The organism is Exiguobacterium sibiricum 7-3 (assembly GCF_000620865.1).
Taxonomy (GTDB): Bacteria; Bacillota; Bacilli; order Exiguobacteriales; family Exiguobacteriaceae; genus Exiguobacterium_A; species Exiguobacterium_A sibiricum_A.
This window is the reverse complement of the sequence record NZ_KK211190.1, coordinates 2,626,592-2,647,178: the sequence shown is the minus strand read 5'-3', so window position 1 is coordinate 2,647,178 and position 20,587 is coordinate 2,626,592. Positions and strand designations below refer to the sequence as shown.

The following is a 20,587-nucleotide window of genomic DNA, read 5'->3' as shown; positions in this document are numbered from 1 at the left end:
CTCCTTCAACTAAAAAAATTCATACAACAAACCGGTCACTGTTCAGTTGACCGGTTTTTGGATTACGACTTCGTCAAGATAGCTTGTTGCCGGGGGGATAAGTGGATAGCTTGTCCAACCAAAGATTCGATGGCTTCCGTCCAGGCTTCATTCCGGCTCGGATGCGGCATGACCGGGAAACGGATATCTTCTTCCTTGGCCGCCATTTCAAGCGCTTGGGCAAAGGTGCCGGCGAGTTCAATCGATCCTTCGCCAATCATATGAACACCTAATAACAGACTCGTCGTGGCATCCGTGACGACTTTGACAAATCCACTGCCGGCTTCAATCGTCGTTGCACCATTGGCGTTTAAGGCGAATTGACCAACCCGGACGGCATAACCGGCATCCGTCGCCGCTTGCTCCGTCAATCCGATCGAGACGATCGGTGGAAGGGAGCGGATGACCGTTGGATAATAGGGCATCGTCGGATCAGGGGATTGTCCTGCCAACTGTTCGGCGGTTCGTTTGGCTTCATGAATGGCCCGGATTGCCAGTGGCGGACCGGGTGTAACGTCACCAAGCGCATAAATATGGGGCCGGCTCGTTTGCCCGAACGGATCGACAGGAATCGTGCCGTCTTCTGCCATCGTCACACCGATGCGTTCGAGACCCAACTCCAGTGTGTTTGGAATCCGTGGTAACGAGTGGAATAAAAATGGAGCGGTCCAGGTCGTTTCCTGTCCTTCTTTGACGACGGTGACCGTCACTTCATCCGTTGTCTCGATGGCGGTCACGATGCCCGTTACGAGTCGGATTTTTTGTTTTTTAAAGAGCCGCCGCAGTTCTTTGTCGAGGCTCGGATCGAGCTGAAACGCGTCGGCGATCAATGTGACTTGTGTGCCGAGTGCCTGAAAACTCATTGCTGCTTCAATCGTGATATAGTCCTGACCGATGATGACGAGCCGGTCCGGCAAGTCGGTCAGCTGGTAGAGTTGTTCTGCATTTAAGATGAGAGGGGACGTCTGCTGAAGACTATGGCTTCCAGTTGCGATCACGACATCATTGAACCGGTACGTGTCGAACTGATGTCCCTGTTCGACACCGATCCGGTCGTCCGCCAAGAACGAGGCGGTCCCTTGGATGTATTCGATGGCGTTTGCCTGGCATAAAGCTTCGACGCCGGCGCGTAACTGATGGACGATCCCGTCCCGGTACTTTACCAATTGGTTGAAGTCATGCGTCGGTTCGATCGAAAAACCGAGTGCAGTCAAATGGTTCATTTGTTGTTTCACTTCCGCCGCATGCGCGACAACTTTGGACGGGATACAGCCTTTGTTCAGACAAAGCCCTCCGAGCTGTGCTTGTTCAATTAAGGTCACTTTTCGTCCCAATTGACTGGCGCGAATCGCAGCTGTATAGCCGGCCGGACCGCCGCCGAGAATCAACAGATCACGTTCTTGGGTCAGTTCACCAACAACCATTTAGATCAACTCCATCAATAAAGTAGTGGGGTGTTCGATCAGTCCGGCAAACCGGTTCGTAAAGGCGACGGCGGTCGCGCCGTCCGCCACACGATGATCAAAGGACATCGACAGATTCATCATCGAGCGGATGACAATTTGATCCTGGTCGTCGACACAGACCCGTTTTTTCGTTTTGTGGAAGGCGATCAGCGCCGTTTCCGGATAATTGATGATCGGCGTTGCGCCTGTACTGCCGAGTGGTCCGACATTACTCATCGTAAAGGTGCTTGGTTTCAGATCCGCAGCGCGCAAGTCTCCCGTCTTAGCGCGGGAAGACAGTTCCGCGACACGCGTATGCAACTGTTGCATCGTCAGTTGGTCGGCGTCCCGGACAACCGGCACGATCAATCCGTCGGTCGTTTCAGTCGCGACACCGATATGGTACTGCCGCTCCAAAATAATCTGTTCGTTTGCTTCATCGAGCTTGGCGTTGAAGACCGGGAAGTCTTGTAAGGCGACGATCAAGGCTTTGATGAAAAAAGCGTTGACGCTGATCGGTTTCCCGGCAGCTTTCAATTCTTCGCGCAATGCCAGCAAACGGGTCATGTCAACTTCTTCAAAGTGGGTGACATGCGGAATCGTAAAGAGTGACTGGGTCATCTTTTTGGCGATCTGTTTACGAATGCCCCGGAACGGAATCGTATCGACCGGCGCAGGTGGTGCCTCGACCGCGACTGGACGCTGATCGGGCTCAGGAGTCGTTCCGCTTTCAACGAAACGACGTACATCTTCTTCCGTGACGCGACCGGACGGATCGACAGCCGGAACTAGTTCCAGATCGATGCCAAGATCGCGGGCAATTTTCCGGGTGTAAGGTGTCGCCAACACACGTTTTGGACGTTCCGTCAGGAGAGTGGTCATGGTTGGTTGTTGTTGCGATTGCTCGGACCGTTCAACCGTTCGTTCAACGGTGACTGCCGGTTGTGCTTCCGTTGCCTCGATCAATAACAAGACTGTCCCGACGCCAACCGTTTGTCCGACAGGAATTAACAGATCCGTGACGACCCCGGACACCGGAGCCGGCAATTCGGCGACCATCTTGTCAGTCGAGACTTCGACGACCGGTTGGTCAATTGTGACCCGATCGCCGACTTGGACCAGATAGTTTGCGATTTCACCTTCCGTCATGCCTTCCCCCACATCATGCAATTTCACTTCAATCATCCTGCTCACTCCTTAAAAATCGATCGTACGCTGGATCGCTTCAAGCACACGAGTCGGCGTCGGGATGTAATGGTCTTCGAGCGCGAATAATGGAACCGGCACATCGAATCCGGTGACCCGAGCAATCGGTGCCCGTAAATACAAGAACGAAGTATCATTGATTAAAGCAATCAAATCATTCCCGAGTCCACCCGTTGCCTGTGCTTCATGAACGATGACAGCCCGACCTGTTTTTTGGATGGAGGCGGCAATCGTCGTCCGGTCAAGCGGATAAAGTGTCCGTAAATCAATCACTTCACAGGAGATACCGCGTGTCGTTGCTTCGGTCGCTGCTTTTTGGGCAACCTGCACCATCGCCCCCCAGGCGATGAGTGTCACGTCGTGACCTTCCGTGACGCATTTGGCTTTGCCGATTTCAACCGTGTACGCCTCACTCGGAACCGGTTCCTTAAAGGCGCGGTAACTGCGCATCGATTCGAGGAATAAGACCGGGTCCGGATCTTCAATCGCTGCAATCAATAAGCCTTTGGCGTCGTAAGGCGTTGCCGGACAGACGACCTTTAAGCCGGGCATCGAGGTGAAGAGGGCTTCCGTACTGTCCGAGTGAATTTCCGGCGCCCGAATGCCGGCCCCATAAGGCGCCCGAATGACCATCGGCACGCCGTAACGCCCCATCGTCCGCATCCGGATGCGGGAGACGTGGGTCATGATTTGTTCGTAAGCAGGGTAGATGAAACCGAGAAATTGGATTTCGACGATCGGCTTAAACCCGTTGACCGCGAGACCGATCGACGTTCCGACGATTCCCGCTTCGCTCAGCGGCGTATCAATGATCCGGTCCTCACCGAACTCTTCCTGTAGACCGTCCGTTGCCCGAAAGACACCACCGTTTTTTCCGACATCCTCGCCTAGTACAAGCGTCGTCTCATCGTCCGTCAGTTTTGTCCGTAAGGCATCGGTGACAGCCTGGACGAGCGTCATCTCCGTTTGTCGATTGATAGGTGTCGCCATGTCAATTCCCCCTTGCGGTCAGATAGTCCGTTTTTTGACGGACTAAATCGTCCGGTAATGTTGCGTACGTATGGTCGAATAAATCATTGACGTCAGGAGGCGGGAAGGCTTCCATTGTTTTGACGGCGGCTTCGACCTCTTCTTGATGACGGGTCCGGATTGCTTCGATTTCCTGCTCGTCATAGAATCCCTGTTCTTTCATGAAATCTTCCAGGCGGGTGAGGGGATCAATCCGGTCCCGGGAGCGTTCCTGATCCCGGTATTTCGATGGATCATCCGCTGTCGTGTGGGCACCGAATCGCCATGTGACCGCTTCGATTAAGGTCGGACCGCCGCCGGAGCGGGCTCTTTCAAGTGCCTTTTGCATCGTTAAGTAGACGGCGAAAACGTCATTCCCGTCAATCCGGACGCTCGGCATACCATAAGCTAATGCTTTTTGAGCAATCGTTTCCGAATGCATCTGTTTTTGAATCGGGACGGAAATCGCATACCCGTTGTTTTGATTAAACAAGATGACCGGAGCCTGGAAGACGCTGGCAAAGTTCATGCCTTCGTGGAAATCACCTTCCGATGTTGCCCCATCGCCGAAGTAAGCGACAGCGACTTGGGTCGATCCTTTTCGTTTTTCCGCCCAGGCCGCACCAACGGCATGCGGGATTTGTGTGGCAATCGGAACAGCGGGTGGGAAGATATGCAGCTCATCGGTCGGGACACAGCCTTCGACGCGGCCATTCCAATACAAAAACGTCCGGACCATATCGGCGCCAAACGTCAGCGTCGCCCCGTGATCCCGGTAGGTCGGGAAGACCCAGTCTTTGTCCTGCAGCGCATACGCACTGCCGACCTGTGCCGCTTCCTGTCCTTCGAACGGAGCATAGGTACCGAGCCGTCCTTGACGTTGCAGATTGATCGCCTTCCGGTCAAACGTCCGGATCCGGTTCATATGTGTGAATAGCGCGAGGCTCAAGTCTTTTGTCAGCGAGTCGGTTTTAGATGTATCGATCACGTGTCCCGCATCATCAAGGATCCGGTAAATCGGAAATTCAGTTTCCATCAGTGTCACCTCCATTAGTCGTTACGGATGTTCCATTTCGGTTTGATTGTATTCGTAAAGATGTTGTTATGACGAGAGCGGATTTGAATCCGTTTGTTACACATCCGATTGGCTGCTTCGAGTGTCGTGATCGATTCCGCATGAGACTCGTGGAATACTTCGAGGACCGCATCATAGATATGTTTTGTTTTTAATAAGACACGTTCATGATTCGCACCGTATAATTCGTCGGCAACTTGAATCAGACCGCCACCGTTGACGATATAATCGGGCGCATATAAAATGCCGCGTTGCTTTAATTCGAGCGCAAGTGCATCGTCGGCGAGTTGATTGTTGGCCGATCCACAGATTGCCTTACACTGGAGCTGTCCGATGTTCGTCGATTGGATGACACCACCATAGGCACAAGGGACAAAGATGTCGGCATCCGTCAGATGAATTTCATGAGCGGAAATGACACGAACCGTTCCAGGTGTTTTTTCCGCTTGCTCGACGAGAGAAGCGAGAACGGATTCGCTCAAATCGGACACGTACAGGTTGGCACCGGCAGACAATAACTGTTCTGCGACTTTATAGCCGACCTTTCCCAGTCCTTGGACAGCGTAACTGGCCCGGCTTAAATCATCCGATCCGTATAACGTTTCGACCGTTGCCCGTAATCCGTAAATGACGCCTTCCGCCGTAGGAATTGATGAATCCCCACTACCGCCGAAGGCTTCCGGAATTCCGACGATCCGTGACGTTTCCCGGCTGGCATGGACGAAATCGTCCATCGTCGTGCCCATGTCCGTCCCGGTATAGAAACGTCCGCCGAGTGAGTCGACGAAGCGTCCGAAGGCCCGGAACAATTCGGGTGTTTTATCCGTCGCCGGATTACCGATGATGACGGCTTTCCCGCCGCCGAAATCGACGTCAGCTGCTGCACATTTATACGTCATGCCACGTGACAGCCGCAAGACATCATCGAGTGCTTCGTCGACAGTCGAATACGGTGCCATTCGGCAACCACCTAGGGCGGGTCCGAGTGTCGTATCGTGAATGGCGATGATCGCCTGCAAACCGGACACCGGATCGTTACAAAAAACGACTTGTTCGTGACCGGAAATTTTCTCCATGATTGATGGTGATGGATCCGTGGATGGGTTCAACATATTCATAGTAAACATCCTCCTGACGTATAGTAAGCGCTTTCATTTTAATCTTTAGAAAACACGCGGCATTAACTTGTCCTGAATCAGCTGCTTAGTTAAGATGATTTGTTTGACTTCCCCGAGACCGATGACACGGTCGCCGTGTCTGACTTCTACTTTTGCCAATACGCGGTCAGGTGTGAGTTCGATGACGGTGGCTTCGATCCGGATGTTTGATCCAAGTGTTGCCATTCCTAAATGTTTCAAGGAAACTGCACCACCGACTCCTTCTTCCTCTTCTTCCAGGTAGGGGAGGATGAGTTTTCGAGCGGCCCATTCCATATGATAGACCATCGATACGGTTGAATAGGCCGGATGGACAACCACACCTTCAAACTGAGCGAACATTTCTTCTGTTACGATCGCTTCGATGACAGCAGAATCTCCGAGCGATAAACCGTTTTTCACACCAATTCCCCCTTGCCTGTGACCACAGCTGGTCTTACCAAAAATAGTATAACACTTGTCACACGATATTTTATCAATCAGTTACAAAATGAGCAAACATTTTCAGGAATATTTTCCAAAAAGAAATATCGTTTTCTGACTTTCTCTATAGGAAGGGTCTTTATTCAGACTTTTGATAGAAATAAGGACCAGTATCAAGAAAGTTGGGAGCTTTTAACAAAATGAAGGATTGACAACATTGTGAACGTATCGTAGTTTAATGATATAACCATTTTAAAACGAACGTTTATTTATTGTGTTATATAGACGCGGGAAGGGGTGCCACTTGTATAACGAAATCCTGGAAACGATGGAAGCGGAAGAACGATCCCGCTTACAGCTTGCAAGTTTACGTGAGACCGTTCGTCATGTGATGGAACATGTTCCGTTTTATCAGACCCGCTTCATGGAACGGGGGCTCGATCCGGATGCATTACAAACGATGGCGGATATTCAAAAGTTACCGTTCACATACAAAAGTGATTTGCGGGAACAGTATCCATTTGGCTTGTTTGCGGTTCCGCCACAGGAAGCGGTCCGGATCCATGCTTCCTCCGGAACAAGCGGAAAGCCAACCGTCGTCGGTTATACACAAAGCGATCTGGATGATTGGTCGAAAGCTGTCGCACGTGGTCTGGTCGCCATCGGCGCGCAAAAAACCGACTTGTTGCACAATGCTTACGGTTACGGATTATTCACCGGCGGACTGGGTCTGCACAGCGGAGCCGAACAACTCGGCATGACGATTGTCCCCGTGTCCGGCGGCAATACGGACCGACAGATCACATTGATCGAAGATTTTCAGCCGCGTGGAATTTGCGGAACACCTTCTTATATGTTGCATCTCGCGGAACGGATGGAAGAAAAGGGTCTAAATCCGAAGACGAGCAGCCTGCAGTACGGGATTTTCGGAGCCGAGCCGTGGTCGGAAGAATTACGGCAAACCCTCGAAGACAAGTGGGGGATCCGGGCGTTTGACATCTACGGTCTTAGCGAAATCATGGGGCCCGGTGTCGCGATGGAGTGTCAGGAACAGGACGGATTGCATCTGATGGATGATTTGTTCATCACAGAAGTCATTGATCCCGTAACGGGGGAACCGCTACCAGAAGGAATGGTCGGGGAACTCGTTTTTACAAGTTTAAAAAAGAAAGCGCTTCCAATAATTCGGTATCGTACCGGAGACTTGGCATCCGTCACAACAAAAGTATGTGGCTGCGGCCGGACGACGACCCGGATGTCGCGGGTCAAAGGGCGGACGGATGACATGATGATCATCCGTGGCGTCAATGTCTTCCCGTCCGAGATTGAACGGGTGTTGCTGCAACAACCGGGTGTCACACCGCACTATCAAATTCACCGGATTCAACGGGCCGGGCTTGAAGCACTGGAATTGCACATCGAGCTCGAAGTGGGGACAGTTGCTGAAGATATTAAGCGGGTCATCTGCCATGCCATGAAAACAGAATGTCTGATATCAGTGGATCTGATTTGTCACCCGCCATATGGACTTCCGCGGTCTGAAGGCAAGGCCGTCCGGATCATTGACCGTCGCACAGAGTCTGAGAAGAAGTTTGTTTAAGCAGAGGAGGAACTGACATGTACGATGCAACGCATCTTTTTGAACCACCGGTTATGACCGAAGAAGAAAAATTGGAACGATTTAAAGAACGAATCGAAAACGGGGAAAAAATCGAAGCTGACGACTGGATGCCTGATTTTTATCGCGACACGCTGATCAAGTTGATTTCGATGCACGGGATCAGTGAAATCATGGGCGCTTTACCAGAAAAAGAATGGGTACCAAAAGCACCGTCGTTACGCCGGAAGCTCGGCATCATGGCAAAAGTCCAGGATGAGATGGGGCACGGCCAACTCCTGCTGCGGGTCGTCGAGGACTTGATGAAACCGTACGGAAAAACGCGGGCAGACTTAATGGACGACTTGTTTACGGGACGTCTCAAATTCCATAACGTCTTCCACATGCCGACCCGTTCCTGGGCAGATGCCGGGACGATCGGCTGGCTCGTCGATGGAGCAGCAATCATTACCCAGACGAACATGCTCGGGGCTTCCTACGGACCATATGCACGGGCGTTGCAACGGATTTGTGCGGAAGAAGTGTTTCATGCCCAGCACGGTGAATCCATCATCATGGCACTAGCCGAAGGGACACCGGAACAAAAAGCGATGATTCAGGAATCACTTGACGAGTGGTGGGAATCTCTGTTGATGTTCTTCGGACCGGCGTCAAAAGAGACGACAGGGACGTCCAAACAAGACGTGACAATCGCTTATAAAATCCGGACGAAGACGAACGAAGAACTGCGTCAAAACTTCTTTACGAAATACGTGCCCCGGATCCGCTCGCTTGGTCTCGTCATTCCGGATCCGACATTACGGTTTGATGAGGAAACAGCACAATGGATTTACGCCCAGCCGGACTGGACGGAATTCAAGAAAATCATTCAAGGCGGCGGTCCCCGTTCGAAGGAACGACTCGCCTTACGTCAAACTTCGTATCAAAACAATGCGTGGGTGCGCGAGGCACTTGCTGAGACGATCGGCTGAAGGAGGAACCACCATGACGGAAACGTTTTATCAAGAGTTCGAGGTGTTCAGTAAACGGACGCCGAATGCTGCCTTTACACATCAGTTCAGTCTACTGGCACCGAATAAAGAGATGGCCTTAATGATGGCGCAGGAAAACTTCATGCGCCGCGAGCCGGTCGTCGACATCTGGGTCGTCAAGCGGGAAGATATCCGGGGGATGACACCCGATGAAAAGCAGATGTTGCAACGGCTCGACAACAAAGATTACCGAACGACGAAAGGGTACGGCTACCTGAAGAAAAAATGGCGTCATTATGAGCAACAAATGCTCGACGAAAAAGAAATCATGTCCTGGCAAGGAGGCGATTCCAAATGACGGAAACAGAACGGTTGGCTTTGGCCTCACTGCTCTATCAACTGGCGGATGACGACTTTTTATACGCGTACCGGGGATCGGAGTGGCTCGGACTCGCCCCGCATATCGAAGAAGATGTCGCATCGTCCTCGATTGCTCAGGATTCGATGGGACATGCAGCGATGTACTATCAGCTGCTCGAAGAAATCGGTGAAGGAAAGGCCGATGCTCTGGCTCACGTACGACTCGCCCATGAACGAAAAAACTCCGTCCTCGTCGAACGGGTCAACGGACCGGGATACTATATGGAGAATCCCGAATATGACTGGGCGTATGCCGTCGTGCGCAATTATTGTTATACACTCGCGAAAAAGGTACGGGTCGATTCGTTGAAAAAAAGCAGTTATACGCCACTCGCAGCACTCGCCGTCAAGGTCAACATGGAGTTGTATTACCATCTGTTGCACTGGCAGACGTGGTTCACCCAGTTGTATCAATCGACAGAAACAGCCCGTCAGAAAATGGATGCGGCTCTTGAACGGGTGCTGGCTGACTTCGGTGATCTGTTTGATTACGGGGAAGCGTCAGAAACGATTGATGAGATGCGCTTGATTGAAGGACAGGGGATTTTACTGGATCGCTGGTATCAGGCGCTGACGCCGGTCCTCGTCGATCTGAACGTCACGCTGCCGGAAATGAAAATGGCATATAACGGACGAAACGGAGAACATTCTTCTGATTTGAACGATGCCTTATCGACTCTCGGGGAAGTGTATCTACTCGATCAGTCAGCGGTATGGTGAAGGGGGAACGGCAGATGACGACAAGTTTAGAACAGGAGATTCGGCAGGCACTTGATACGGTCAAGGATCCGGAAATCGATGCGGTCAGTATTCTCGATCTCGGGATGGTCGAAGCGACGGACTGGACAGAGACACCGTTCGGATATGATGTCCGGGTTACATTACTCCCGACATTTTTAGGATGTCCGGCGCTTGATATCATCCAAAAAAACACCGAATCCGCATTGTTACAAGTACCTCGGGTCAATACGGTCGACGTCGTCTTCCTGTTTGATCCGCCTTGGACATCGGACCGGATCACGGAACAAGGGATTGCCGGTCTGAAGTCCTTTGGAATCGCTCCGCCACGAGTCGTCGACGGTCGTTGGGAAATCGACTGCCCGTACTGTGGATCGACGTTCGTCTCGATTGAAAATCTGTTTGGTCCGACGGCTTGTCGCAGCATTTTATATTGTAAATCATGCAAAAATCCATTCGAGGCGATGAAACCCGTCTCTACTCTCATGTGAAGGAAGGTAATCATCATGGTAAAACTAATCGCGCTTTATACACATCCGGAGAACAAGGAACAGTTTGACGAGCATTACTTCAACGTCCACGGTCCACTGACGGCAAAGATTCCCGGTCTGCAACAGATGACGGTCACGAAGATCGTCGGTTCACCAATGGGCGGAGACGGTAAATATTATCTGATGTGCGAAATGGTCTACGAAAGCCATGAAACGATGAAAGCCGGCATGCGTTCGCTTGAAGGAAAGGCATCCGGTAAAGATTTGATGGGCTTTGCAGGAGATCTCGTGACGTTAATGATTGGTGAGGAAGTCCATGCCGACGCCACAGTACGTTAAGACAAGTATCGAGGGGCGAATCGGCCGGATTCGACTGAATCGGCCGGAACGTTACAATGCCCTGAACCGGACGATGATTCGGGAAATCGTCGAAGCGATGGAACGATTCGATCAGGATGAGGCGGTCGCAGTCATCGTCCTGAACGGTGAAGGAAAGTCCTTTTCAGCCGGAGCAGACATCGATGAGATGGTCGACGCGACACCGATTTCGATGGAACTTCTTGATCCGTTTGCTGATTGGGACCGGATCAGCCGGCTGCATAAACCGCTGATTGCAGCTGTCCACGGATTTGTACTCGGCGGCGGATTTGAACTGGCCCTGGCCTGCGACTTGATCTATGCGACACCCGAGACCCAGTTCGCGTTTCCGGAGGTTGGACTCGGTGTCATGCCGGGAGCTGGCGGGACCCAACGATTGACGAAACGGATCGGGCGGACCCGGGCACTCGAGTGGTTGTGGACGGGGGACCGGATGCCGGCGTCGGAAGCACACCATCTCGGAATCATCAACCGGATCGTGGAAGCGGACCAACTCGAAGCAGACGTTTTGGCGGTTGCCGGACGGATTGCGGCACAACCCGTGATGTCCGTGCGACTGATCAAAGATGCCGTCGATAAGGCAGGCGATCTGTCACTGCAAGACGGCATGGACCATGAACGAAGAAATTTCTACTTACTATTCGGCACGAGTGATCAGACGGAAGGTATGCAAGCCTTTCTAGACAAACGTCAACCGACATTCAAAGGAAACTAAAAGGAGTGGGAGCTATGTCAACGGTACATGAAAAAACAATCGAGATGAAACGTTCCGTTTATCATCTGGTCATCAACGGCGAGCAAGTCGAAGGGGCATCAGGGGAGACATTCAAGACCTATAATCCGGCAACGGGCGAAGTCATTGCGGAAGTCGCGAAAGCTTCAAAAGCCGATGCCGATCGTGCGGTACAGGCGGCACGAGAAGCGTTTGATCACGGGAAATGGAAAATGTGGCCGGTCGGTCGCCGGGCGCAAGTTTTGAACAAAATCGCCGGCATCATGCGTTCACGATTCAATGAACTCGTGGAACTCGAGATTCTCGATACGGGAAAATCACTTGCCGCAGCACAAGGGCAAATCACGCAAGCAATTGAAGACTTTGAATTTTATGCCGGTGCGATCGTCGGTCACCGTGGTACCGTCAATAATGTGCCGGGGCAGTTCCATAACTACACAGAAAAAGAACCGGTCGGCGTCTGCGCCCAAATCATTCCGTGGAACTATCCGTTGATGATGGCGGCTTGGAAAGTCGCACCAGCGATTGCGGTCGGTTGTTCGGTCGTCGTTAAACCGGCGACCCTGACACCTTTGACAGCCATTATCCTTGGCGAGATTTGTCTGGAAGCCGGTGTACCGGCGGGTGTCGTCAACGTCATTCCGGGATCGGGCCGCGAAATCGGCAACCACTTGGTGGAACACCCGAATGTCGATAAAGTCGCCTTTACCGGTTCGACACCAGTCGGAAAAGACATCATGGGGCGGGCATCGGAAAGCTTAAAACGCGTCACATTGGAACTCGGCGGCAAATCACCGAACCTCGTGTTTGAGGATGCCGATATCACGGCAGCTGTCGACGGTTCGCTGTTCGGCATCTTTTACAACAGTGGTCAGTCGTGTGAAGCGCGGTCGCGCCTGTACGTCCATGAAGATATTTACGAAACGTTCATGGAACAATTCGTCGCAAAAACGAAACAACTGGTGCTCGGGAATCCATTTGACAAGGGCACACACGTCGGGGCAATCATCGATCAACAACAGCTCGATGTCATCGACGGCTATGTCCAGTCGGCGAAAGCGGACGGGGCAACGATTTTGACTGGGGGTCAAGTCGAGAAAGTAGCCGGTTTTGAAGAAGGTTTCTGGTATGCACCAACCATCATTGCCGATGTCACACACGAGATGAAAGTTGTCCAGGAAGAAATCTTCGGACCGGTCGTCGTCGTGATGAAGTTCAAGGATGAAAAAGAAGCTGTCCGTCTTGCGAACGATACGGAATTCGGGCTCGGGTCAGCGATTTGGACAAAAGACGGGGCACGCGCGACACGGATTGCCAATCAAATCAAAGCCGGTATCGTCATGATCAACTGTCCATTTTCGGCCTTCCCGGGAACACCGTTTGGCGGATACAAACAATCTGGTTTCGGTCGTGAACTGTGTATCGAAACACTTGATTTATATACGGAAACGAAAAGTATCCTGTCGTATTACGGCAGTCGTCCACTTAATCCGTTCGGACTGTAAAAACCAAGCGTGCGGACGTTCGTCCGCACGCTTTTTTAAAGGGGGAAAATCAGATGATGGTTCAACAGATGGTTGTCGTAGGGTCGGGGGTCATGGGAAGAGGAATTGCTTACGTGGCAGCGGCGAGCGGATTTGACGTGACATTGGTGGACGTCGAGCAACAGTTGCTGACGTCCGCGCAACAGGAATTAGAAAGAATTGCCGATAAAGCCATCATCCGCGGGAAAATGACGACGGAAGAAGTCGAGCAACTGTTCGGGCGTTTACGTTATGCAACGGATTTAGGGGAAGCTGCCAAAGGAGCGGATCTTGTGATTGAGGCCGTTCCGGAACGGCTCGAGATCAAACGGACAGTGTTTGAGACACTGGACCGCTCTGCGCCGGCCGATTGTGTTTTTGCGACCAATACGTCGACGATGAGTCCGACCGAGATTGCATCCTTTACGAAGCGTCCGGAACGGGTCATGGCGATGCACTTCTTTAATCCGGTGCATCGGATGCCACTCGTCGAACTGGTACGGGGTCTTGAAACATCTGACGAAACGGTAATGATATGCGAAACCGTTGCGCAACAAATGGGGAAAGAGACGGTCGTCATCAAGGAGTTTCCCGGGTTCGTCACGTCACGAATCAGTGCACTCGTCGGAAACGAGGCTTTTTATATGTTACAGGAAGGACTCGGAACACCGGAAGAAATCGATAAAGCGATCAAGCTCGGACTGAACTATCCGATGGGACCGTTTGAACTTGGCGATCTTGTCGGGCTCGATACCCGTCTCAACAATTTGCGTTATCTTCATGAAAAACTGGGTGAAAAATATCGTCCGGCACCACTGCTTGAACAGTATGTCAAAGCAGGACGTCTCGGACGGAAAACTGGGCGCGGTGTCTATGAGTATTCCGACAGCGGGGTGAAGACACGATGAGACGTGTGGCGATCATTGATGCCGTCCGTACACCGATTGGCCGGTATAACGGAGCCTTGAAAGATGTCCGTCCGGATGATTTAGGGGCATGTGTCATTCAAGCGCTCATTGACCGGAATCCGGATGTCGATCCGAAGCAAATCGAAGAAGTGATTTTTGGAAATGCCAATCAAGCAGGGGAAGACAACCGGAATGTCGCCCGGATGTCCGGCTTGCTTGCCGGTCTACCGGTCGAAGTCGCCGGAACAACGGTCAACCGGCTGTGCGGTTCCGGACTTGATGCCGTCATTGCGGCGGCCCGGGCAATCGCGATGAACGAAGGGGACATCTATATTGCCGGCGGAACGGAAAGCATGACCCGGGCACCGCTCGTCATGGGAAAAACGGAAACGGGTTTCGCCCGCGGGAACACGACGATCTATGACACAACGATTGGCTGGCGATTCGTCAATGAAAAACTAAATGCCAAATACGGAACGGACTCGATGCCGGAGACGGCGGAACATGTCGCCGTCCGTTACGGGATTTCTCGGGAAGCACAGGATGATTTTGCCTATTTGAGTCAGCAACGGGCCAAACAGGCGATGGAGACACATCGTTTTCAAACCGAACTTATTCCGGTGCAGTATACGACACGAAAAGGGCAAATCGTCGAAGTTAATACGGATGAGCACCCGCGTCCCGACACCAGCCGGGAAAAACTCGGAACGCTCAAAAGCCTGTTTCCGAATGGCACCGTCACGGCAGGAAATGCTTCCGGTGTCAACGATGGGGCAGCCGCCTTGTTATTGATGAGTGAAGAAACGGCGGAACGTCTCGGATTGACGCCGCTTGCCTATTATCGGGCCAGTGCCGTTGCCGGCGTCGAACCCGCTGTCATGGGAATCGGACCAGTCGATGCGACGCGGAAAGCGCTGGAACGAGCAAAATTGACGATGGAGCAACTGGATTTGATTGAACTCAACGAAGCCTTTGCAGCACAAAGTGTCGCCTGTATGAAAGAACTCGGATTACCGCCGGAAAAAGTCAACGTCAACGGAGGAGCCATCGCGTTTGGTCATCCACTGGGCGCAAGCGGGGCACGGATTTTAACGACATTAATCCACGAGATGTGCCGTACGAATCAGACATATGGTCTCGCGACGATGTGTGTCGGGGTCGGACAAGGCATTGCTCTCGTGGTCGAACGGGAGGGACTCGCATGATTCATTTGGAACGAGTGGGCTATGTCGCCATCATTCGGATTGACCGGCCGGAACGGATGAATTGTTTTGATTATCCGACGCTGGTCGAGCTGCAACAGCTGGTCACGACTGTCCGTCACGATCCGACTATCCGGGTTGCCGTCTTTACCGGAACAGGTAAGGCGTTCAGCGCCGGTGCTGACTTGAAGGAACGGATGACGTTAAACGAAACGGAAGTACGACGAAACGTTGAAGCGATTCGTGACGTCTTCACCGATATCGCGCGTCTTCCGCAACCGACGATTGCTGCGGTCAATGGTCATGCGCTCGGTGGCGGCTTCGAATGGATGCTCGCCTGTGATTTCCGGGTGATCGTCAAAGGCGCACTGGTCGGATTGACAGAAACGAGCTTCGGCATCATTCCCGGTGCCGGCGGGACGCAACGGTTGCCGCGGTTGATTGGAGAGACCCGGGCGAAGGAATTGATTTTCACCGCTAAGAAAATTGATGCGGAGACCGCTGAACAGTATGGAATCGTCTCGCGTGTCGTCTCGACGGGGGAAGAATTGATGGAAGTCTGTCTGGCTTTCGCTGACGAGATGCTACAAAACGGACCGGTCGCGATCCGGCAGGCGAAAATGGCGATTGATCAAGGACTGGATCATACGCTCGCGGAAGGATTGGAAATTGAGACGACGGCTTACGAAGTGGTCATCCCGACAGAAGACCGGTTGGAGGCGTTACGTGCCTTCGCTGAAAAACGGACACCGCAGTTTCAAGGGAAATGAGGATGGTCGTCTTCTGAAATAACACGTATACTAACGGTACACAAAAAAACGTTATATTAAAGAGAGAGTGAATGACATGAGTGCGAATACACAATCGATGATTTTTACAGTATACGGAGATTACATCCGTCATTACGGCAATCAAATCTGGGTCGGCAGTCTGATTCGTCTGCTCAAAGAATTCGGCCATAATGAACAGGCTGTCCGGGTTGCCGTTTCCCGGATGGTCAAACAAGGTTGGTTGACGTCACAAAAACAAGGGACGAAAAGTTTTTATTCGTTGACCCCGCGTGGTGTCGAGCGGATGGAAGAAGCCGCTCGACGAATCTACAAGTCGACGCCTCATGTCTGGGACGGAAAATGGCGGACCTTGATGTATACAATTCCGGAAGACAAACGGCAAATCCGCGATGAATTACGGAAAGAGTTGTCGTGGAGTGGTTTCGGTAATTTATCGAACGGCGTCTGGATTTCACCGAACCCTCTTGAAAAAGAAGCGGAACGGTTGATTGACGCCTACGGTATCACCGAGTATGTCGATTTTTTCGTCGGCGAATACCATGGACCGCAACCGGATCAATCGCTGGTCGAACGCGCTTTTCCCCTGGACGAACTGCAAGAACGGTATGAACGGTTCATCGCCGAATACAGCCGGCGTTATATCGTCCATCAAAGCCGGATTCAGCTTGGCGAGATGGACGAGGAGCAGTGTTTTGTCGAACGGACGACCCTTGTCCATGAATACCGGAAATTTTTATTCACCGATCCCGGTCTGCCGCAAGAGTTGTTACCGGATGAGTGGAGCGGTCATCATGCGGCCTTATTGTTTGAACAATACTACCGCTTGCTCGCAGAACCGGCGAGTCGGTTTTTTGAATCCATCTTCCGTGAAACACATGATGTGACCCAAAAAAGTGCTGATTATGATGCATCGGAACATCCGTTATTCGCAGAACGATAAACAAAAACGCTCATCCCGAAGAAGCGAGATGAGCGTTTTTATGCCGGGAATCAATTCTCGGCAAGTTGTTTCCGGAAAGCGTATCCTTTATCGACATATGAATCGATGGATTCTTGAATCATCTCGAGGTCCGCTGCCGTGAGTTCACGCACGACCTTGCCCGGTGATCCGATGATGAGCGAACGAGGCGGGAATTTTTTGCCGGACGGGATTAATGTGTTGGCACCGATGATACATTCTTCCCCGATTTCAGCATGATCGAGAACAGTGGCCCCCATACCGACAATCGAGCGACGACCGATTTTACAACCGTGCAAGATGGCATTGTGACCAACCGTCACTTCATCTTCGACAATGACCGGTGCACCTTCGTAGAGATGGATGGTCGCATTATCCTGGATACTGCAACGTTTGCCGATTGTAATCGGACCTTCATCACCACGCAGGACGGCATTGAACCAAATCGTCGATTCTTCGCCGACTGTCACGTCACCGATCAAAAAAGCACCGGGGGCGACAAAAACATGTGCTGCTAAGCTTGGGGAGATATCGCGGTACGGGATATTCATGAAAACGCCTCTTTTCTGGAAATGAATTAAAATTCAGTCTTACTTAGTATACCATTCTTAACAACGGAAACGGAGGGAGACCATGTCTCGTCTATGTACCAAATTACAGATCGATGTGCCGATCATTCAGGGTGGTATGGGAAACATCAGCCATGCCGAACTGACGGCAGCGGTCTCGAATGCCGGGGGACTCGGAACGATTGGATGCGGGACGATGACGCCTGCTGAAGTCAAACGATTGATTGAAGCGACACGCCGGTTGACGTCGCGTCCTTTTGCTTTGAATATCGCCATCCGGGTCTCACCTCATACCGAACAGTTGATTGAGTTAGCAATTGAGGAACGCATTCCGGTCGTGTCCTTGTCAGCCGGTAATCCGGCTCCTTTTTTATCGAAGTTACGGGAGGCGGAAATCCAGACGATTGGTGTCGTCGCGTCCGTTAAACAAGCGATTAAAGCCGAGCAGGCCGGAGTGGATGTGCTGGTAGCGGAAGGAGTCGAAGCCGCAGGTATCAATTCACCACTTGAGTTGACGACGATGACCTTGATTCCGCAAATCACGGATCATGTCACGATCCCCGTCCTTGCCGCCGGTGGTATCGGCGACGGGCGTGGTCTTGCGGCTGCCTGGATGCTCGGAGCAGAAGGGGTGCAACTCGGAACCCGGTTGATTGCGACACAAGAATCTCGTGTACATGAGCACTATAAAAGACATCTTGTGCAGGCAGATGACCTCGAGACACGAATCATTGGCCGAGAAATCGGACAAGTCCGGCGGGTGTTGAACGGGCCGTATGTCGCTGCGCTGCAGCCGACATCACTCGTTGCCTTTCAGGAACAGACGAACGAATCGTTTCATATCAAAGGGGCACTCGAAGGCGACGAAACAGCAGGATATGTCAATGCCGGTCTCATTTCCGGTTTGATTGATGATGTTCCGACCGTTGCGGAACTGTTTAACCGGATGATGGACGATGCCTTTGGACGGATCGAACGGACGTACCGGGCACTTCAGTAGCTTGAATGCAAGCGTAGCTGACCGATGAGGTCGGCTTTTTTTGATTTCAGGACATTTGTCCTTTAAAAAGATGGCAGAATAGGGTCTACTCATAACTAGAGAAAAAGGAGGATGAAGATGCAAGGAATCATTTTTGCTTTATTTAGCGGACTGTTCATCGCGCTGCAAGGCATCTTTAATGCCCGTCTCGGTGACGCGGTAGGTCCGTGGTTATCCGTGACCATTGTCCATTTCGTCGGTTTAATCGGCTGTTTGTTGATCTACGGATTTGTTCGGGACCGGAAAATCGGCGGGTTTCGCACGTTGCCACTTGTGTATGCAAGCGGCGGATTACTCGGCGTCTTAGTCGTCGTCACGGAACTGACGTCGATTCAATTGCTCGGGATGACATGGGCGATGTCGCTGTTGCTCGTCGCACAGATTTTGTGCGCTTTTGTGATTGATTTGAACGGCTGGTTTGGAGTCATTAAAAAGAGCAGTAATAAAGGACAGTGGATCGGTATCGGTTTGATGTTGACGGGCGTCTTGATCTTTTCGTTTGCCTGAGTCGAACTTGTGAGGAGGAAATAGAATGGGATTAGGTATGTTTTGTGCTATCGTCGCAGGGATGATGATCAGTTTGCAAACGGTTTTGAATGCACGGATGAGTCATGCGTTTGGTGCCTGGGCGACGACGACGTTAGTCTTTTTGGTAGGATTGCTCGGTTCGTTGCTTGCACTGGTCTTCTTTCGGGGCGGGGAGATCTCGGCACTTACCGAGGTCAAACCGCTTTATTTGTTTGGCGGGTTCGTCGGCGTCGGCGTCGTGTTTTGTGTCATGCGCGGCATTCAACTGCTGGGGCCGTCAATTGCGATTTCCGTCGTCTTGATTTCGCAACTCAGTTTTGCGCTCTGTGTCGACGTCTTTGGCTGGTTCGGTTTACCGAAAGTCGATTTGTCGTTCGGTCAGATCATCGGCCTGGTCGTCATGCTGAGTGGCATTTTTGTCTTGAAACGGTATCAAGTCGTGGAGGATGTGGAGGAAGAGAAAGACATTAAAGCCATTTCCTGAAGAAAAAAAGGTATTAAAAAAAGAGATCATTTCTTTCACGCCACTTCTACTAGTAAAGTGCGTGAAAGGGTGACCTCTTTTTGAAGCTGAATCAGACGGATACTTCTTCTTTCCAGGCGACATCAATAAAGGCGTCGCGACCGGAAGCTTTCCGGTCTTTTTTGTAGTGCGCCGGATTTTTTTTGTGGAAGTTTTGATGGTACTCTTCCGCCGGATAGAAGGCATGTGCCGGTTCGATCCGTGTGACGATTGGTTGTTTGAAACGGTTTGTCGCGGCTAATGCATCACGTGATGCAATCGCTGCAAGTCGCTGTTCTTCCGTATGATAAAAAATCGCCGGTGCATACTGTGTACCGCGGTCCTGGAATTGTCCGCCGGCATCGGTCGGATCCGTCTGCGGCCAGTACAGTTCGAGTAACCGTTCGTACGAAAACAGTGCCGGATCAAATGTAATCTCGACGACTTCGGAATGTCCGGTCGTTCCTGTTTTGACCTGCTCATATGTCGGGTTGTCGACGTGTCCTCCTGTATAACCGGATACGATACTGTGAATCCCCGGTAATTCCTCAAATGGTGTCACCATGCACCAGAAACATCCTCCTGCAAATGTTGCTTTTTCCATGTCATCTCTCCCTTTCCCTTGGTTCCTTGAACCGTAGTGCTCTCATTTCTGACAGCGAGAAAACGAAAACGACTCCTTTGCTTGGTTGCAAAAGGAGTCGCCGCTTTTTATCAACCAAAGCTTTCGCTTTGCTGGTCGTAGCACCTTGCTGTGCGCAGGTTGCTGGGACGTCATCGATCCAGATCTCTCGGTCCACTCTTGATAAGTGTTATATGAAGTTGATGTAAGTTCGTTATCATTGGGATGATAATACCATTCATA

At 51.6% G+C, this 20,587-nt stretch carries 23 protein-coding genes and 1 riboswitch; of the genes, 15 read left to right on the top strand and 8 right to left on the bottom strand.

Annotated features, from left to right (window positions below; all coding sequences use genetic code 11):
* Positions 1-62: 62 nt before the first annotated feature.
* The 6 genes from P402_RS0114660 to P402_RS0114635 are packed head-to-tail and all read right to left on the bottom strand — an operon-like array spanning position 63 to position 6,332.
* Positions 63-1,463 carry a dihydrolipoyl dehydrogenase family protein gene (locus P402_RS0114660; RefSeq protein ID WP_026829370.1) on the bottom strand — a complete coding sequence of 467 codons (1,401 nt, stop codon included), beginning with the start codon at positions 1,461-1,463 and terminating at the stop codon, positions 63-65.
* The gene (locus tag P402_RS0114655; protein WP_026829369.1) at positions 1,464-2,669 is read right to left on the bottom strand and encodes a dihydrolipoamide acetyltransferase family protein; all 1,206 of its coding nucleotides are present in this window, start codon (positions 2,667-2,669) and stop codon (positions 1,464-1,466) included.
* Between the two features lie 12 nt (positions 2,670-2,681).
* Positions 2,682-3,680, bottom strand: a complete 999-nt coding sequence (locus tag P402_RS0114650) for an alpha-ketoacid dehydrogenase subunit beta (protein WP_026829368.1) — start codon at positions 3,678-3,680, stop codon at positions 2,682-2,684.
* A 1-nt stretch (position 3,681) separates the two neighbouring features.
* Complete coding sequence (gene pdhA, locus P402_RS0114645) at positions 3,682-4,734, bottom strand: pyruvate dehydrogenase (acetyl-transferring) E1 component subunit alpha (RefSeq protein ID WP_026829367.1); 1,053 nt, start codon at positions 4,732-4,734, stop codon at positions 3,682-3,684.
* A 14-nt stretch (positions 4,735-4,748) separates the two neighbouring features.
* The gene (locus P402_RS0114640; protein WP_026829366.1) at positions 4,749-5,891 is read right to left on the bottom strand and encodes a Glu/Leu/Phe/Val family dehydrogenase; all 1,143 of its coding nucleotides are present in this window, start codon (positions 5,889-5,891) and stop codon (positions 4,749-4,751) included.
* A gap of 45 nt (positions 5,892-5,936) precedes the next feature.
* A complete protein-coding gene (locus tag P402_RS0114635) occupies positions 5,937-6,332 on the bottom strand; it encodes a thioesterase family protein (protein WP_026829365.1) in 396 nt (131 codons plus the stop codon).
* A gap of 325 nt (positions 6,333-6,657) precedes the next feature.
* Between P402_RS0114635 and P402_RS0114630 the strand changes: the two genes are divergently transcribed.
* The 12 genes from P402_RS0114630 (at position 6,658) to paaX (ending at position 17,066) form a co-directional block, all read left to right on the top strand.
* On the top strand, positions 6,658-7,953 hold the full coding sequence (locus P402_RS0114630) for a phenylacetate--CoA ligase (RefSeq protein WP_081776660.1): 1,296 nt from the start codon (positions 6,658-6,660) through the stop codon (positions 7,951-7,953).
* A 17-nt stretch (positions 7,954-7,970) separates the two neighbouring features.
* Positions 7,971-8,942, top strand: a complete 972-nt coding sequence (paaA, locus tag P402_RS0114625; RefSeq protein WP_034770076.1) for a 1,2-phenylacetyl-CoA epoxidase subunit PaaA — start codon at positions 7,971-7,973, stop codon at positions 8,940-8,942.
* 13 nt (positions 8,943-8,955) lie between these two features.
* Complete coding sequence (paaB, locus tag P402_RS0114620) at positions 8,956-9,300, top strand: 1,2-phenylacetyl-CoA epoxidase subunit PaaB (RefSeq protein ID WP_026829362.1); 345 nt, start codon at positions 8,956-8,958, stop codon at positions 9,298-9,300.
* Positions 9,297-10,082, top strand: a complete 786-nt coding sequence (paaC, locus tag P402_RS0114615) for a 1,2-phenylacetyl-CoA epoxidase subunit PaaC (RefSeq protein ID WP_026829361.1) — start codon at positions 9,297-9,299, stop codon at positions 10,080-10,082. The genes paaB and paaC overlap by 4 nt, the downstream gene beginning before the upstream one ends.
* A gap of 14 nt (positions 10,083-10,096) precedes the next feature.
* Positions 10,097-10,591, top strand: coding sequence for a 1,2-phenylacetyl-CoA epoxidase subunit PaaD (paaD, locus tag P402_RS0114610; RefSeq protein WP_026829360.1), 495 nt, complete (start codon positions 10,097-10,099; stop codon positions 10,589-10,591).
* 15 nt (positions 10,592-10,606) lie between these two features.
* Positions 10,607-10,930 (top strand): EthD family reductase, encoded by a 324-nt coding sequence (locus tag P402_RS0114605; protein WP_012369301.1) that lies wholly within the window; start codon positions 10,607-10,609, stop codon positions 10,928-10,930.
* Positions 10,908-11,684: an enoyl-CoA hydratase/isomerase family protein gene (locus P402_RS0114600; RefSeq protein WP_026829359.1), complete on the top strand. Its 777-nt coding sequence runs from the start codon at positions 10,908-10,910 to the stop codon at positions 11,682-11,684. The genes P402_RS0114605 and P402_RS0114600 overlap by 23 nt, the downstream gene beginning before the upstream one ends.
* A 14-nt stretch (positions 11,685-11,698) precedes the next feature.
* On the top strand, positions 11,699-13,207 hold the full coding sequence (locus tag P402_RS0114595; protein ID WP_026829358.1) for an aldehyde dehydrogenase family protein: 1,509 nt from the start codon (positions 11,699-11,701) through the stop codon (positions 13,205-13,207).
* Positions 13,208-13,263: 56 nt separating this feature from the next.
* Complete coding sequence (locus P402_RS0114590; protein ID WP_026829357.1) at positions 13,264-14,133, top strand: 3-hydroxyacyl-CoA dehydrogenase; 870 nt, start codon at positions 13,264-13,266, stop codon at positions 14,131-14,133.
* Positions 14,130-15,338 carry an acetyl-CoA C-acyltransferase gene (locus P402_RS0114585; RefSeq protein ID WP_026829356.1) on the top strand — a complete coding sequence of 403 codons (1,209 nt, stop codon included), beginning with the start codon at positions 14,130-14,132 and terminating at the stop codon, positions 15,336-15,338. Before P402_RS0114590 ends, P402_RS0114585 begins: the two co-directional genes overlap by 4 nt.
* Complete coding sequence (locus tag P402_RS0114580) at positions 15,335-16,105, top strand: enoyl-CoA hydratase-related protein (protein WP_026829355.1); 771 nt, start codon at positions 15,335-15,337, stop codon at positions 16,103-16,105. Before P402_RS0114585 ends, P402_RS0114580 begins: the two co-directional genes overlap by 4 nt.
* Before the next feature lie 76 nt (positions 16,106-16,181).
* Entirely contained in the window at positions 16,182-17,066 is an 885-nt protein-coding gene (gene paaX / locus P402_RS0114575; protein WP_026829354.1) for a phenylacetic acid degradation operon negative regulatory protein PaaX, read from the top strand.
* A gap of 50 nt (positions 17,067-17,116) precedes the next feature.
* Here paaX and P402_RS0114570 read toward each other — a convergent pair whose 3' ends face one another.
* Positions 17,117-17,635, bottom strand: coding sequence for a gamma carbonic anhydrase family protein (locus tag P402_RS0114570; RefSeq protein ID WP_026829353.1), 519 nt, complete (start codon positions 17,633-17,635; stop codon positions 17,117-17,119).
* An 82-nt stretch (positions 17,636-17,717) separates the two neighbouring features.
* Between P402_RS0114570 and P402_RS0114565 the strand changes: the two genes are divergently transcribed.
* From P402_RS0114565 to P402_RS0114555, 3 genes are all read left to right on the top strand, one after another.
* On the top strand, positions 17,718-18,653 hold the full coding sequence (locus P402_RS0114565) for an NAD(P)H-dependent flavin oxidoreductase (RefSeq protein WP_026829352.1): 936 nt from the start codon (positions 17,718-17,720) through the stop codon (positions 18,651-18,653).
* 117 nt (positions 18,654-18,770) lie between these two features.
* Entirely contained in the window at positions 18,771-19,199 is a 429-nt protein-coding gene (locus tag P402_RS0114560) for a DMT family transporter (RefSeq protein WP_026829351.1), read from the top strand.
* 25 nt (positions 19,200-19,224) lie between these two features.
* A complete protein-coding gene (locus P402_RS0114555) occupies positions 19,225-19,704 on the top strand; it encodes a DMT family transporter (RefSeq protein WP_026829350.1) in 480 nt (159 codons plus the stop codon).
* A gap of 91 nt (positions 19,705-19,795) precedes the next feature.
* On the opposite strand, the gene msrA is transcribed toward P402_RS0114555, so the two are convergent.
* Entirely contained in the window at positions 19,796-20,326 is a 531-nt protein-coding gene (msrA, locus tag P402_RS0114550; RefSeq protein ID WP_026829349.1) for a peptide-methionine (S)-S-oxide reductase MsrA, read from the bottom strand.
* Between the two features lie 104 nt (positions 20,327-20,430).
* A riboswitch (SAM riboswitch) is annotated at positions 20,431-20,534 on the bottom strand.
* Positions 20,535-20,587: the final 53 nt, after the last annotated feature.

Coding starts and splice junctions, on each gene's coding strand:
- P402_RS0114650 (WP_026829368.1), bottom strand. CDS start 3,680: ATGGCGACACCTATCAATCGACAAACGGAGATGACGCTCGTCCAGGCT.
- P402_RS0114595 (WP_026829358.1), top strand. CDS start 11,699: ATGTCAACGGTACATGAAAAAACAATCGAGATGAAACGTTCCGTTTAT.
- P402_RS0114565 (WP_026829352.1), top strand. CDS start 17,718: ATGTCTCGTCTATGTACCAAATTACAGATCGATGTGCCGATCATTCAG.
- P402_RS0114590 (WP_026829357.1), top strand. CDS start 13,264: ATGGTTCAACAGATGGTTGTCGTAGGGTCGGGGGTCATGGGAAGAGGA.
- P402_RS0114605 (WP_012369301.1), top strand. CDS start 10,607: ATGGTAAAACTAATCGCGCTTTATACACATCCGGAGAACAAGGAACAG.
- paaC (WP_026829361.1), top strand. CDS start 9,297: ATGACGGAAACAGAACGGTTGGCTTTGGCCTCACTGCTCTATCAACTG.
- paaA (WP_034770076.1), top strand. CDS start 7,971: ATGTACGATGCAACGCATCTTTTTGAACCACCGGTTATGACCGAAGAA.
- paaD (WP_026829360.1), top strand. CDS start 10,097: ATGACGACAAGTTTAGAACAGGAGATTCGGCAGGCACTTGATACGGTC.
- P402_RS0114640 (WP_026829366.1), bottom strand. CDS start 5,891: ATGAATATGTTGAACCCATCCACGGATCCATCACCATCAATCATGGAG.
- P402_RS0114585 (WP_026829356.1), top strand. CDS start 14,130: ATGAGACGTGTGGCGATCATTGATGCCGTCCGTACACCGATTGGCCGG.
- paaB (WP_026829362.1), top strand. CDS start 8,956: ATGACGGAAACGTTTTATCAAGAGTTCGAGGTGTTCAGTAAACGGACG.
- P402_RS0114580 (WP_026829355.1), top strand. CDS start 15,335: ATGATTCATTTGGAACGAGTGGGCTATGTCGCCATCATTCGGATTGAC.
- P402_RS0114600 (WP_026829359.1), top strand. CDS start 10,908: ATGCCGACGCCACAGTACGTTAAGACAAGTATCGAGGGGCGAATCGGC.
- P402_RS0114555 (WP_026829350.1), top strand. CDS start 19,225: ATGGGATTAGGTATGTTTTGTGCTATCGTCGCAGGGATGATGATCAGT.
- paaX (WP_026829354.1), top strand. CDS start 16,182: ATGAGTGCGAATACACAATCGATGATTTTTACAGTATACGGAGATTAC.
- P402_RS0114560 (WP_026829351.1), top strand. CDS start 18,771: ATGCAAGGAATCATTTTTGCTTTATTTAGCGGACTGTTCATCGCGCTG.
- P402_RS0114660 (WP_026829370.1), bottom strand. CDS start 1,463: ATGGTTGTTGGTGAACTGACCCAAGAACGTGATCTGTTGATTCTCGGC.
- msrA (WP_026829349.1), bottom strand. CDS start 20,326: ATGGAAAAAGCAACATTTGCAGGAGGATGTTTCTGGTGCATGGTGACA.
- P402_RS0114570 (WP_026829353.1), bottom strand. CDS start 17,635: ATGAATATCCCGTACCGCGATATCTCCCCAAGCTTAGCAGCACATGTT.
- pdhA (WP_026829367.1), bottom strand. CDS start 4,734: ATGGAAACTGAATTTCCGATTTACCGGATCCTTGATGATGCGGGACAC.
- P402_RS0114655 (WP_026829369.1), bottom strand. CDS start 2,669: ATGATTGAAGTGAAATTGCATGATGTGGGGGAAGGCATGACGGAAGGT.